The 13,125-nt window shown below is 66.3% G+C and carries 11 protein-coding genes and 1 other RNA gene; 8 read left to right on the forward strand and 4 right to left on the reverse strand.

Annotated elements, in window-relative coordinates; all coding sequences use genetic code 11:
• Positions 1 to 8: 8 nt before the first annotated feature.
• A non-coding RNA gene (ssrS, locus tag METLW4_RS27050) (6S RNA) lies at positions 9 to 164 on the reverse strand.
• 258 nt (positions 165 to 422) lie between these two features.
• On the opposite strand from ssrS, the gene METLW4_RS0112645 reads away from it, so the two are divergent.
• Positions 423 to 3,383: a bifunctional [glutamine synthetase] adenylyltransferase/[glutamine synthetase]-adenylyl-L-tyrosine phosphorylase gene (locus METLW4_RS0112645; protein ID WP_026191468.1), complete on the forward strand. Its 2,961-nt coding sequence runs from the start codon at positions 423 to 425 to the stop codon at positions 3,381 to 3,383.
• A 111-nt stretch (positions 3,384 to 3,494) separates the two neighbouring features.
• Here the strand turns inward: METLW4_RS0112645 and METLW4_RS0112650 are convergent, their stop codons facing one another.
• Positions 3,495 to 4,805, reverse strand: coding sequence for an MFS transporter (locus METLW4_RS0112650; RefSeq protein WP_018266585.1), 1,311 nt, complete (start codon positions 4,803 to 4,805; stop codon positions 3,495 to 3,497).
• 249 nt (positions 4,806 to 5,054) lie between these two features.
• On the opposite strand from METLW4_RS0112650, the gene METLW4_RS0112655 reads away from it, so the two are divergent.
• From METLW4_RS0112655 to mutT, 6 genes are all read left to right on the forward strand, one after another.
• The gene (locus tag METLW4_RS0112655) at positions 5,055 to 5,939 is read left to right on the forward strand and encodes a peptidylprolyl isomerase (protein ID WP_026191470.1); all 885 of its coding nucleotides are present in this window, start codon (positions 5,055 to 5,057) and stop codon (positions 5,937 to 5,939) included.
• Between the two features lie 126 nt (positions 5,940 to 6,065).
• Positions 6,066 to 7,313 carry a bifunctional glutamate N-acetyltransferase/amino-acid acetyltransferase ArgJ gene (gene argJ / locus METLW4_RS0112660; protein WP_018266587.1) on the forward strand — a complete coding sequence of 416 codons (1,248 nt, stop codon included), beginning with the start codon at positions 6,066 to 6,068 and terminating at the stop codon, positions 7,311 to 7,313.
• 141 nt (positions 7,314 to 7,454) lie between these two features.
• The gene (locus METLW4_RS24840; protein WP_018266588.1) at positions 7,455 to 8,153 is read left to right on the forward strand and encodes an HAD family hydrolase; all 699 of its coding nucleotides are present in this window, start codon (positions 7,455 to 7,457) and stop codon (positions 8,151 to 8,153) included.
• Positions 8,154 to 8,213: 60 nt separating this feature from the next.
• Complete coding sequence (locus METLW4_RS0112670; RefSeq protein WP_157235104.1) at positions 8,214 to 8,615, forward strand: hypothetical protein; 402 nt, start codon at positions 8,214 to 8,216, stop codon at positions 8,613 to 8,615.
• Between the two features lie 75 nt (positions 8,616 to 8,690).
• Positions 8,691 to 9,203 (forward strand): hypothetical protein, encoded by a 513-nt coding sequence (locus METLW4_RS0112675; protein WP_018266590.1) that lies wholly within the window; start codon positions 8,691 to 8,693, stop codon positions 9,201 to 9,203.
• Between the two features lie 10 nt (positions 9,204 to 9,213).
• Complete coding sequence (gene mutT, locus METLW4_RS0112680; protein WP_018266591.1) at positions 9,214 to 9,615, forward strand: 8-oxo-dGTP diphosphatase MutT; 402 nt, start codon at positions 9,214 to 9,216, stop codon at positions 9,613 to 9,615.
• Between the two features lie 4 nt (positions 9,616 to 9,619).
• Here mutT and METLW4_RS0112685 read toward each other — a convergent pair whose 3' ends face one another.
• Together METLW4_RS0112685 and METLW4_RS0112690 are read right to left on the reverse strand one after the other, a co-directional pair.
• On the reverse strand, positions 9,620 to 10,918 hold the full coding sequence (locus METLW4_RS0112685; RefSeq protein ID WP_018266592.1) for a DUF1835 domain-containing protein: 1,299 nt from the start codon (positions 10,916 to 10,918) through the stop codon (positions 9,620 to 9,622).
• 192 nt (positions 10,919 to 11,110) lie between these two features.
• Positions 11,111 to 12,049 (reverse strand): DUF1152 domain-containing protein, encoded by a 939-nt coding sequence (locus METLW4_RS0112690; RefSeq protein WP_157235106.1) that lies wholly within the window; start codon positions 12,047 to 12,049, stop codon positions 11,111 to 11,113.
• Positions 12,050 to 12,318: 269 nt separating this feature from the next.
• Here METLW4_RS0112690 and rimP point away from each other — a divergent pair, with 269 nt between their 5' ends.
• The gene (gene rimP, locus METLW4_RS0112695) at positions 12,319 to 13,104 is read left to right on the forward strand and encodes a ribosome maturation factor RimP (protein ID WP_018266594.1); all 786 of its coding nucleotides are present in this window, start codon (positions 12,319 to 12,321) and stop codon (positions 13,102 to 13,104) included.
• Positions 13,105 to 13,125: the final 21 nt, after the last annotated feature.

Raw genomic sequence — 13,125 nt, forward strand, 5'->3', positions numbered from 1 at the left:
GTCGAAAGCGCGGGCCGCGTGAGCCGTGGGACATCGATCCCGGGAACCTACAACGTAGGTGGGCGCCGTAGTGACCGAGCCCACGGGCAAGGCCAGGGACAGCTCCCTTAGAGATCGATAAGGCCCCGGGGAATTAAAGTCCGTCACGCACCCCGCAGCGCCGCGAAAGCAATGTAATCCCGCGCGGGCGAGAACGCCAGAGGCGACATCGCGGCGACATGGCGACGCCTGTGGAATTGTATCTTTTTGATACGGCGCCCTATTCTTTGATCGAAGCGCTCGAGCCCATTCCCCGAAAGCTATTTTCCTGGACGCCCTCATCTGGGACGGCCAGCCATGGCGATCAAAAACCGCTTGACACCAAGACAGCCGCTTCTCCCTTTGGCGGGAGAAGGAAGGGCGCGCTGGCGACGGACGAAAAAATGACGCAGACGAATTCCGCTCGCTCCCTACTCTCCCGCGCCCTCCGCATCGTCGAGCCGATCGACCGCGCTCGAGCCGAGGCCGCGTTGGCGCGCGTGCTGGAGCGTGACGTCGATGGCGCGCTCGCCGCCATCCTCGCGGCGCAAGCAGGCGCGCAGCCGCTGCTCGAAGGCGTCCTCGGCTCCTCGCCTTTTCTCACCGATCTCTCCGCCCGTGATCCCGCTCGGCTCGCGCGTCTGCTCACGGACGACCCCGACCTCGGCCTCGCGCGGCTCGTCGAGGCCACACGCAACGCCGCCAAAGGCGTCGCGGACGAAGCCGAGCTGATGCGCGCATTGCGCCGCGCCAAGCAGGAGGGCGCGCTGCTGGTCGCGCTCGCCGATCTCTCCAAAGCCTGGGACACGATGCAGGCGACCGACGCGCTCACGCGCCTCGCCGACGCCGCGCTTTCTGCGGCGATCGCCTTCACGCTGCGCGAGGCTTCGGCCGCCGGCAAGCTCGAGCTCTATGACCAGCGCATGCCGGAACGCGGCTGCGGCTGGATATTCCTCGCCATGGGCAAGGAAGGCGCCTATGAGCTCAACTACTCTTCCGACATAGATATCATCGTCCTCTTCGACCGCGCCCGGGCGCGCGTCGCGCAGCCGAGCGAGGATGTCGACCTCTTCGTCAAAATGACGAAGCGCGTGGTGCGCATTCTCTCGGAGATCACGCCCGACGGCTATGTGTTCCGCGTCGATCTGCGCCTGCGTCCCGACCCCGGGGCGACGCCCATCGCCATACCGCTCGAGGCGGCCTTCTCTTACTATGAGAGCATGGGCCAGAATTGGGAGCGCGCCGCCTTCATCAAGGCGCGCGCGGCAGCCGGCGACATTCTGGCCGGCGAGGCATTTCTGAAAGAGCTTTCGCCATTCGTGTGGCGCAAGAATTTCGATTTCGCCGCCATCGCCGACGTGCATTCGATCAAGCGGCAGATTCACGCTTTCAAAGGCCATGGCGAGATCGCCGCGATGGGGCATGATCTCAAGCTCGGCCGCGGCGGCATTCGCGAGATCGAGTTTTTCGCGCAGACGCAGCAGCTCATCACCGGCGGACGCAATCCCGCATTGCGCGGCCGCGCGACATTGGAGACGCTCGACGCGCTCCTCGCCAATGGATGGATCGAGCCGCGCGTGCGCGACGAGCTGCGCGCGGCTTATGTCTTTCTGCGCGATATCGAGCATCGCATTCAAATGGTCGCCGACAAGCAGACTCATATTCTGCCGCGCGACGAGAAGGAGGCGCTGCGCATCGCGCGCATGGCCGGTTTCGCCACGCTCGAGGATTTCACGCAGGCGCTGGTCGCGCATCTCGAGACGGTGCAGGGCCATTATTCACATCTCTTCGAGAGCGCGCCGCAGCTTTCCTCGCAAACCGGCAATCTCGTCTTCACCGGCGGCGAGGACGATCCCGGCACGCTCGAAACGCTGTCGCGTCTCGGCTTCGCGCATCCCAAGACAGTGACGGAGACGATACGCGGCTGGCATTTCGGCCGCTACGCCGCGACGCGCTCCACCAAGGCGCGCGAGCGCCTGACCGAGCTGACGCCGGCGCTGCTGGAGGCGCTCGCCGCGACAGAGAACGCAGATCAGGCCTTTCTCGCTTTCGACAAATTGCTCGCCGGGCTTCCGGCCGGCGTGCAATTGTTTTCCGTGCTCCTCGCCAATCCGACGCTGCTGTCCCTGCTGACGGCGATCACCGGGGCCGCGCCCAAGCTCGCCGCCACCATCTCGCGGCGCCCGCGCGTGCTCGACGCCGTGCTGGAGCCCGCCTTTTTCGAGCATCTGCCCGATGAATCGGAGCTCGCCGCCGCGCTCGCGCGCAGCCTCGCCGAGACGCGCTCCTATGAGGAGGCGCTCGACGCCGCGCGCGTCTTCGGACAGGAGCAGAAGTTTCTCATCGGCGTGCGCGTTCTGACCGGCGCGCTCTCTGTGGCGGAGGCCGGCCTCGCCTATGCGCGGCTCGCCGAACGCCTCATCGCCGCTCTGCTGCCGCGCGTCGAGGCGGAGCTCGCGCGCGCGCATGGACGCATCGAAGGCGGCCGCGCTTGCGTGGTCGCGCTGGGCAAGCTCGGCGGACGCGAGATGACCGCCGCCTCCGATCTCGATCTCATGCTGCTCTATGACGCCGATCCGCACGCGGAATCTGATGGCGAGCGCCCGCTCGCCGCGCCCGCCTATTATGCGCGGCTGACGCAGCGGCTCATTTCCGCGCTGTCTGCGCCAATGGCGCAGGGCCTGCTCTATGAGGTCGATTTTCGCCTGCGGCCGTCCGGCAGCAAGGGGCCGCTGGCGGTGAGCCTGAAGGCCTTCGAGGATTATCACGCGCATGAGGCGTGGAGCTGGGAGCATATGGCGCTGACGCGCGCGCGCGTCGTCGCCGGGCCGAGCGATTTCGCGGCGATCGTCGAAGAAACGATCAGCGCCGCGCTGACGCGTCCGCGCGACGTCGAAAAGCTGCGCCAGGACGTCCTCGACATGCGCGCCCGTCTCGAGCGCGACAAGCCCGCGAGAAGCCTTTGGGATTTGAAGCAGGCGCCGGGCGGGCTGATCGATGTGGAGTTCATCGCGCAATATTTGCAGCTTCGCCATGCGAACGCGCATCCGACGTGCCTCTCGACGATGACATCGCCGGCGCTGGAGCGTCTTTCCGATCTCTCCCTATTGGACCCGAATGAAGCGGCGACATTGATCGAAGCCGCGCGCCTCTATCAGAGCCTCACGCAATTGCTGCGGCTCTCCATCGACAATGATTTCGATCCGGCGCATGCCCCGCGCGGCCTCGTCGAGCTGCTGCTGCGCGGCGGCGAAGCGGTGGATATCTCCCATCTCGAGGCGCAGATCGTGGAGACGCAGCGCGCGACGCGGGCGATTTTCCTGTCCATTCTGGGCGCCGAAAGCAAAACAGCGCCCTCGCCCTGAGGAGCCCGCGAAGCGGGCGTCTCGAAGGGTCCGACCGCGCCGCTTTCTGGAGCATCCTTCGAGGCTTTTGCCTTCCGCAAAAAGCGCCTCAGGATGAGGGGACGCATTCCATCAGCGATCGACGAGCCGTGACGGAATCGCGACGACGACGAGAATTGCGCTCATGGCCATGAACAGCGCCAGCGCATAGAGCCCATAATCGGCGCGCTGCGTCTGATCCTTGATGAAGCCGACCATATAGGGGCTGGCGAAACCGGCGAGATTTCCCACCGAATTGATGAGCGCTATGCCGCCCGCCGCGGCGACGCCGCGCAGAAAGGCGGTGGGGCAGCTCCAGAACAAGGGCAAAGCCGTCATCGTGCCGGCGCTCGCCACAGTGAGCGCGATCAGCGCCGTCGCCGTGTCGGCGGCGAAGAGCCCGCTGGCGACGAGGCCGACGGCGCCCAAGGCGCAAGGCAGAGCGAGATGCCAGCGACGCTCGCGATATTTGTCGGCGCTGATTCCGCCCAAGAGCATGGCGACGCTGGCGACGGCGTAGGGCGCGGCCGACAAGAGGCCGATGTCGAGCGGCCGGCTGACGCCCGTCGCCTGGACCAGAGTCGGCAGCCAGAAACCGACGCCATAGAGCCCCATCACAATTCCGAAATAGACGAGACATAAAATCCAGACTTTGGCGTCGCGCATCGCATCGCGGAAGGAATGGGACGCATGGGCGGCGTGATCGGCGGCGAGATTATCGGCGAGCAGCCTCTTCTCGCGGTCCGACAGCCAGCCGGCTTTTTCGATATTGTCCTCGAGCGCGAAAAAGACGATCGCGCCGACGACAATGGACGGCAGCCCTTCGATGAGGAACATCCAGCGCCACCCCGAAAGCCCGTGAACGCCGTCGAGATTCTGCAATATCCAGCCCGAGAGCGGGCCGCCGACGACGCCGGCGAGCGGCACCGCCAACATCAGCAGCGCGGTGATGCGGCCACGGCGCGCGGCGGGAAACCAATAGGTGAGATAGAGGATGGCGCCGGGAAAGAAGCCGGCCTCGGCGACGCCGAGCAGAAAGCGCATGACGTAGAACATGAGCGGCGTCGAGACGAGCATTGTCGCCGCCGAGGCCAGCCCCCAGGTGACGAGAATGCGCGCGATCCAGCGCCGCGCGCCGACGCGATGGAGGATCAGATTGCTCGGAATCTCGAACAGGAAATAGCCGATGAAGAAAACGCCGGCGCCGAGCCCGTAGACGCTCTCGCTGAACTTCAGATCGCCGACCATCTGCAGCTTGGCGAAGCCGACATTCACGCGATCGAGATAAGCGAGGATGTAGCAGAGAAAGAGCAGCGGCAGCGCGCGCCGCGTGACCTTGGCGTAGAGGCGCTGCTCGAAGGCGGCCGACGCGGCGTCGCCGTGGAGCGGCGGAACGAGAGTCATGATGTTTCCCCCGGCTCGCGCGCAGGCGGAGATTTCCCGAGCGGAGCCGGAAGAACCTCCCGGCTACGGCGCGAGCGGCGTTGCGCGACCCTCGACCCTTGCAATATAATCTTGACCAATTCCATAGAGACGACGCCGATCCTCGTCTCCGCGCCCAAATTTCCGTGTTCCCCTTTGCGGAGTCTTGCTCTAGTGGAACGCTGTTCGCGACAGGCCTCCCCGCCTGTCGCTCTTTTGTTGGAGACCATCATGCCTCACCTCAAGACCACGCGTCTCGGCAGCCGGGGCGTCCTCGCCGCGATCGGCGTCCTCGCTCTGCTGGCGATGGGCGCGGCCCCGGCGCAGGCCAAGGTCCTCGCCAAGGTCAATGGCGTCGACATCACCGACGAAGACGTGAAAATCGCGCTCGACGATCTGGGCGCGGGTCTGCCGCGGCAGCTGGAGGGCAAGGCGCGCGAGAATTATATTCTCGATTTCCTCATCGACGAGCAGCTCGTCGTGCAGAAAGCGCAGCGCGACAAGCTCGGCGAGACGCCGGATTTCGCCAAGAAGCTCGCCTATTTGCGCGACAAGGCGCTGATGGAGGCGCTGCTCGGCAAGGTCTCCAAGGACGCCGCCACCGAGGCCGCCATCAAGAAGACCTATGACGAGGCCGCCAAGAATCAGAAGCCCGAGACCGAGATCCACGCGCATCACATTCTGGTGACGACCGAGGACGAGGCCAAGGCGGCGCAAAAGCGCGTGAAGGGCGGCGAGGATTTCGGCAAGGTCGCGACCGAGCTGTCCAAGGACACGGGCGCCCAGGGCGGCGATCTCGGCTGGTTCACCAAGGATCGCATGGTGCCGGAATTCGGCGAGGCGGCCTTCAAGCTGGAGCCGGGGCAGATCTCCGATCCGGTGAAGACGCAATTCGGCTGGCATATCATCAAGCTGGACGAGAAGCGCCCGAAAGTCTTCCCGCCGCTGGACCAGGTGCGCGACCAGGTCTCCCGCTATGTGGCGCAAAAAGCCCAGTCGGACCTCATCGTCGAGCTGCGCCAGGGCGCCAAGATCGAGCGCACAGAGGCTCCGGCGGCCGAAGCCAAGCCGGGCGACAAGCCCGCCGAGGCCAAGCCGGCCGAGAAGAAGAAATAGTCATGAGGCGGTAGTGAGCGGGGCGTAGGGAGCAGGAAGCGCGGCTCGCCGCGCCCTGCGCTCGCCGAGCCCCGCTCACCGCCCCCAACTCCTCGCTCCCACTTCTTTCAGGACCCATACCGAGCCATGGCCAAGGCCGCCCCCATTTCGCCGCTCGCCCCCAAGACCTATCCCGACATTCCGCCGATCGCCGGCGTCCGCTTCGCGGTGGCGCAGGCGGGCATACGCTACGCCGGGCGCACCGACGCCATGCTCGCCCTCTTCGACGAGGGCACGCAGGTCGCCGGCGTGTTCACGCGCTCCAAATGCCCCTCGGCTCCGGTCGATTGGTGCCGGGCGCGGCTCGAGGGCGGCAAGGCGCGGGCGCTGCTCGTCAACTCTGGCAACGCCAACGCCTTTACCGGCAAGGCCGGCAAGGAGGCGGCGAAGCTCTCCGCCAAGCTCGTCGCCGCGGCCGCCCGCGTGCCGGAGAAGCAGGTCTTCCTCGCCTCCACAGGCGTCATCGGCGAGCCGCTCGACGCGACGAAATTCGAGCCTGTGCTGGGCAAGCTCGTCACGGAGGCGCGCGGCGACGCCTGGCGCGAGGCCGCCTCGGCGATCATGACCACCGACACCTATCCCAAGCTCTCGACGCGCGTGGCCAAGCTCGGCGACGTCGAGGTGCGCCTGGCGGGCGTCGCCAAGGGCGCGGGCATGATCGCGCCCGACATGGCGACCATGCTCTCCTTCGTCTTCACCGACGCGCCGATCGACGCCGAGGTTCTGCAGAGCCTGTTGTCGAAATCGGTGCAGAGCTCGTTCAACGCCATCACCGTGGACAGCGACACCTCCACCTCGGACACGCTGCTGCTCTTCGCCACCGGCGCGGCGGCCGAGCGCGGCGCCCCGCATATCGAGAAGGCGAGCGATCGCCGCCTCGAGGATTTCCGCCGCGCGCTGAACGAGGTTCTGCTCGATCTCGCGCATCAGGTGGTGAAGGACGGCGAAGGCGCGCGCAAATTCGTCGAGGTGACGGTGATGGGCGCCGAGAGCGCCAAGGCGGCGAAGCGCATCGCCCTCTCCATCGCCAATTCGCCGCTGGTGAAGACGGCCGTGGCCGGCGAGGACGCCAATTGGGGCCGCGTGGTAATGGCGGTCGGCAAATCCGGCGAGGCCGCCGACCGCGACAAGCTGGCCATATGGTTCGGCGACATTCGCGTCGCCCATAAGGGCCTGCGCGATCCCGATTACGATGAGGCGGAAGTCTCGCAGATCATGAAGCGCGACGAGATCGCCATCCATGTCGACATCGGCCTCGGCTCCGGCGCCGCGCGCGTGTGGACCTGCGATCTGACGAAGGAATATGTCGCCATCAACGGCGATTATCGCAGCTGATCCCCTTCCTTCCTGCGCGCTCTTTCTCCCGCCTGCGGGAGAAAGAGCGCGCGTGACATGCGCTCGTGACCTGTTCGTCATCGCAGCGTTTCGAGAATCGGCTTCTACTCGCCTCGGCTCGGGCGGCGAGGAAGCGGACCTATGGTTTTCCCCCATGCTGTAGAAGCGGTTCTCTTCGACATGGACGGCACGCTGCTCGACACGGAGCGGCTCTATGTCGACGCCTGGATCGCGGCCGGCCGCGCCGTCGGCCATGAGATCACCGAGGCTTTCTGCCATCGCATGATCGGCAAGCCGATGCAGGATTGCGAGACGATGATGATCGAGCGCTTCGGCGCCGATTTTCCGCTCGACGCCTGCATCGAAGCCTGCGGCGCCTATGTCGCCCGCGCCTCGCGTTCCGGCGTGCCGCTGAAAGAGGGCGCGCGCGAGCTGGTCGATTATCTCACGGCGATGAATATTCCGCTCGCCATCGCAACCTCCTCGCGGCGGCCGACCGCGGAGCATCATCTGAGCCGCTGCGGGCTGCTCTCGCACTTCTCTGCGCTGGTGACGCGCGACGATGTTCAGCGCGGCAAGCCGCATCCCGAATCCTATCTGCGCGCCGCGCGCGCGCTCGGCAAGGAGCCGTGGCGCTGCCTCGCGCTCGAGGATTCGCCGACCGGCCTGCGCTCGGCCGCCGCCTCCGGCGCGATGACGATCATGGCGCCCGACGTTCTGCAGCCCTCCGCCGAGGAGCGCGCGCTCTGCCTCGCCGTCGTCGCCAGCCTGCGCGACGTGCTCGAGATGCTGCGCGCGCATGCGCGCACGCAGCAGCCCCTAGGCGCCATTGCGCGATGACGAAATTGGTTTCGGTTTTTAGCTTACATGGCGATTCGGCAAGGCGAAGAGACGAAGATCATGCCCCTGCGCCGCCCGCTTTTGGTCATTGCCGCTTTCGGCGCGTCATTGTCTCTGGCCGGATGCGCCGGCGCCTATGAGGAGGCGCGCGACTACGCCGCCGCCTCCGGCGTCGTGGTCGAGAAGAGCGTGGACGTTCCCGCCAAGAAAGCCAAAGCGAAAAAGGCCGGGAAAAAGACCGCCGGCAAGAAGAAGCCCGCCGAGAAGCCCGCGGCCGAGAAGGACGCGAAGGCGCCGCCCGCCGTCGGCGCCTGCGTCACCTATCAGTTCATGGGCGGCGCCGATTGCGAGGAAGCGATCGCCAAGCGCGATTGCTACGACAAGCGCAGCAATGTCGTCGATTGGCGCAAGGAAATGAGCTGCGCCGCCGCCTTTCTCTCACCGCCGGAGAAGAAGCCTTAAAAACAGCTCGAGCCTTGCCTCGGCCGGACGAAGCGGCGACATTGGCCGCGCATTCGCCGCAACGAGGCCATTCCCATGCGTTCCGCCGCCCTCTGCGTCGCCCTCGCGCCGCTCGCTCTCTCCGCCTGCAACAGCGCCGCGCCAGAAATGCGCTTCGATCCCGCCCAGGCCGCCTTCATCAGGCAGGAGGGCAAGGCGACGATCGAAGGCCAGGCCTTTCTGCGCGACCAGCAGGGCAAGACGAATGTGCGCTACGCCGCCGGCGAGGTGGTGCGGCTCATCCCGGCGACCGCCTATGCGCAAGCGCGCATCGCGCAATTCTACGGCAAGCGCAAATTCATCCCGGCCCTGCTCATGCCGACGCCGACGCAGGAGGCCGAATACGCCGCCTACACGCGCACGACCAAGGCGGGCGCGACCGGCCGCTTCACTTTCGACAAGGTCGCGCCGGGCCGCTATTTCGTGACGACGCAGCTCACTTGGCTTCCCAAGGGCGGCTTGATCAGCGAGGGCGGCGCGATGTACGACGAGATTGTCGTCACCGGCAAGGAGACCGATCCGATCGAGGTCGTGCTCTCCGGCAATTGAGGGGAACCCCTTGTCTCTGCTTCTCGTCGTCGCCGCGGCTCTCGTCGATCCGCAAGGCCGCGTGCTGATCGCCCAGCGTCCGCAGGGCAAGCAGCTCGCCGGCCTGTGGGAGTTCCCCGGCGGCAAGCTCGACCCCGGCGAGCGGCCGGAACAGGCGCTCGTGCGCGAGCTGGCCGAGGAGCTGGGCATAGAGGCGGCGACGGACGATCTCGCGCCGCTGACCTTCGCCAGCCACGCCTACGAGTCGTTTCATCTCTTGATGCCGCTCTATCTCTGCCGGCGCTGGCGCGGCGAGCCGCACGCCCGCGAGGGCCAGGCGCTCGCCTGGATGCGGCCGAGCGAGCTCGATGCGGCGCAAATGCCGCCCGCCGACGCGCCGCTGATCGCCCCGCTGGTCGCGCTGCTGGGGTGAGCGCTCAGCGGAGCGCGAACTCCGAATGGGCCTCGTTCCAGCGCCAGCACGGCGCCGCGTCGGAGATCGAGACGCCGCCGAGCCAGCGCGACGGCGGACGAAGCGACATCCAATCCGTTTCCCTCGCCAGAACAGCGCGCCCGAGCGGCGTGATCGTGAGACGCTCATGGGGCCAGCTGCGATCCTCGCTCTCGAACGAGCCCACGAAAATCGGCTCCACGATGCGCTTCATGTCGTCCACAATGGAATGAATCATCAGATCCGTGAGCCAGGGAAGCGGCTCGCGCTCCATCAGCAAACGCGAAAAGGCCTCGCCGACCTTGTGGGGACGCTCCGCCAAAAGCTCGAGAATGAGACGTTGCGTCAGACCGAGGCCGTCGTCGGACCAGGGAAATTCCTGGCAATAGCGCCGAATGGCGCGCGCGAGCTGCGGCAGAGCCGGCGCGGCCGCGCGCGCGAATCCCGCGAGCGGGCTCGGGTCGGGCGCGCGCAGCATGCGCCACGCGTCATGGCCGGCGCGCAGACCCGCCTCGGCGATCGGCGCACGCTCCTCCCAGAGCAGGCGCAAAGCCTCGGGCGGCAGCTGCCCCAGCCCGATGAAACGCATGGCGCCGGGATAGCGCTCCAACGAGATCAGCTCGAGCCGCGGCGGAGGCGTCTCGGCGAATTGCGCGAGACAACGCGCGAGAATGAGCTGGTCATAGGGATCATGCTCGAGCCAGAGGACGATGCGCTCATAGCGAGACGCCGCTGACTGCAAGCCCGCCTCCCCATCGGCGAGCTCTTCGGCGATTTGCGCTTTGCTCCGACCCACGCCGGCGCCGTAGCTCTCCGCGAGAAAAGCGGCGCGCGCGTCGAGCCAGTCCGCCCGGTCCAGCACCGGCCCCTGACAGAGCGGATCGGAATATTCGAGAAAATCGCCGATGAAGCCGGCGTCGCGCAGGCTCGCCTTTATGTCGCGGCCGCAGCGCAAATGCAGCGTCGGCATGTCGCGGTCCGGCGCCGCATCGCCCCGCGATATGTCGCGCCAGCTGCGGTCCATCGCCTCTACATGCGCCTTGAGCTTCGGCCAGCTCGGCAGACCGAGCTCACGGGCGACGACGAGCTGCGCGTCGCTCAGCCGGACATTCTGCGACGACGGAGCCGAGGGATGGCGGAGCCGCAATCGCTCGAGGGATCGCCGGTCGCCGGCGCGCAGCTCTGCGAGCAGCTCTTTGGCGCGTTTGCGTTGCTGTTCGAGATTGAGCCGGAACGGCGAAGAAAAACGGACGGCCGCCCGCGCGGCCCGCGGTTCGCTGGACATGGAACCCCCTCCTCCGAGTCTGCGTCCGCCGATCAGACAGGAAAGGGCGAATTTCGAAGCGCCTTTCGGAGATGAGCGCGGGCGCAGCCCTTTCCGCGGACACGGGGGCTCCGATCGAGCCGTGTCGCAGTGAAACAAAAGGCCGTGGCGCGGTCAAGAATGGACGACCGCCGCGCCATTCCCGAAACCTGCTCACAGCGGCAAGCTCTTCCAGTCTCGCTTTTCCGCGTGTGCGTGATGAATGCGGATCGCATCCTCTATCTCGTGAAATCTCTCGCTGCCGGCGATCGCCTCGTAAAAGCCCATGCCGCGGGCGACGGCGGCGAGATCATAGCACCAATAGAGCGCCATCAGCGCATTTATGAACAGTTCCGTTCCCCTGGTGCGCTCGGTGTCGTGCCGGTTTCCGAAGCCGCCGCGGATCGCCGAGGCGATCGACTTGGCCACGATGCTCTTGGAATTGGGCTGGCGCTCGTTGAGAAAATCGACGGCGTCGAGCAGCGCGTCGCCTTCCGGCGTTCCCGACGACACGGAGACGCAGCCGAGATATCCGCCGGAACGGATCAGCTCGGCTGTGTTCTCCAGAAAAGAGTGATGGCAGACGCCGTGATAGTGATCGACGCCGAAGCCGAGGCAGACGAGAAATTTGCGCACGCCCTCGAGCTGATGAACGGCGGCGATCGAGAGAGCGTCCTCCTCTATCGTGCCGAGCGCGGCCTCGTCGCCCTTCATCAGACTGTCGGTCCCGCCGTCGACGAGAATGATCGTATCGACCTTCAATAGCGTGACCAGCGCCTCATAAGATTGCCGCAACGGTCGCACGCCGGTCTTCTCGAAGGTGAAGACCTTGGGGTCGCAGCCACGGACCGCGAGCCAGTCGACGAGATGGCGCTCGGGAAAATAGCCCTGCATGCGGCTGTCGGAATCGACAAGCCGCCCTGCGGGACCGATCTTCTTGCGGGAGGCGAGATCGACGCGGGCGAAGGACAGATTGGCGAGATAGACGCTCTTGCCCGCATTGCTCAGAAAGACATAGAGCGGCAGGCCGCTGACGATGTCGAAACCGCCGCCGCAGCCGGCGATGAGAATGCGCTGCGAGTCCTCGAGCGCGCGGAAAAAAGGGATTTGCATTATTTCGTCTCGTTCCAAGGCGAGAAAGCCTATCGCTTCTCGCATAGTCTCGAAACAATTTCTCGAGCGCGACGCCCGGCGGCGCTCCCGCCGAAGGGCCGAGGCGCCGCCGCGGAGCATTTTTCTTGCGCGGGCGGGCGATCCGGGTGTATAAGCCGTTCCGTTCTATCTCATAACGGTCATTCTCGGATGATCGCTGCTTGAGAGTGGGGCCCGGCCGGGACCCGCTCTTTTTTGTTTGCACCGGCCGGAAATTCTCGCAAGACAGGATGAGCCGCTTGGCAGAAACGCCCGCCGCCGGCGCCGTGGAGGCGCCCTCCCTGCTCGATGAGCCGCGCCTCTGCGGCGATACGGGCGTTGCGGCGCGCATCGCCCATATCGCCGAGCCCGTGCTGGCGCAGCTCGGCTTTCGTCTCGTGCGCGCGCGCATTCTCTCGCAGAACGGCATGGTTCTGCAGATCATGGCCGAGCGGCCCGACGGAACCATGACGATCGACGATTGCGAGGCGGCGAGCCAAGCGCTCTCGCCGGAGCTGGACGTCGAGGATGTGATTTCCGACGCCTATCGGCTGGAGCTGTCCTCCCCCGGCATAGATCGCCCGCTGGTGCGAGTCTCGGATTTTCATCGCGCGATCGGCCATGAGGCGAAGATCGAGCTGACGCAGCCGCTCGCCTCTGGCCGCAAGCGCTTTCGGGGCAATATCGTCTCCGTCGAGGGCGATGGCCGCGACGCCGTGGTGACGCTGGAGCGCAATGACGCCCCGCCGGACGAGGACAAGATTGTGCGAATGCCGCTGCGCGATCTCGACGAGGCCAAGCTGATGCTGACCGACGCGCTGATCCGCGAGGCGCTGCGCGCCGGCAAGGCGCAGCTCGAGGACGACAGCCCGAGCGAGGAGGGAGAGGCCGCGCCTCGGGAGGAGACGCGGCCCCGCCGTGGGCCGGGCCGTTTCGCCATGGCGCGCGGCGACAAGGCCAAGCCGCTGGTTCCGGCCGGCGTGCAGACGGGATTCAAGAAAAAAGGCAGCGGACCCGGCCGTCGCGGCGACGCGTAGGGTCGACGTTTTTGGGAGCAA

Source organism: Methylosinus sp. LW4, assembly GCF_000379125.1.
GTDB lineage: Bacteria > Pseudomonadota > Alphaproteobacteria > Rhizobiales > Beijerinckiaceae > Methylosinus.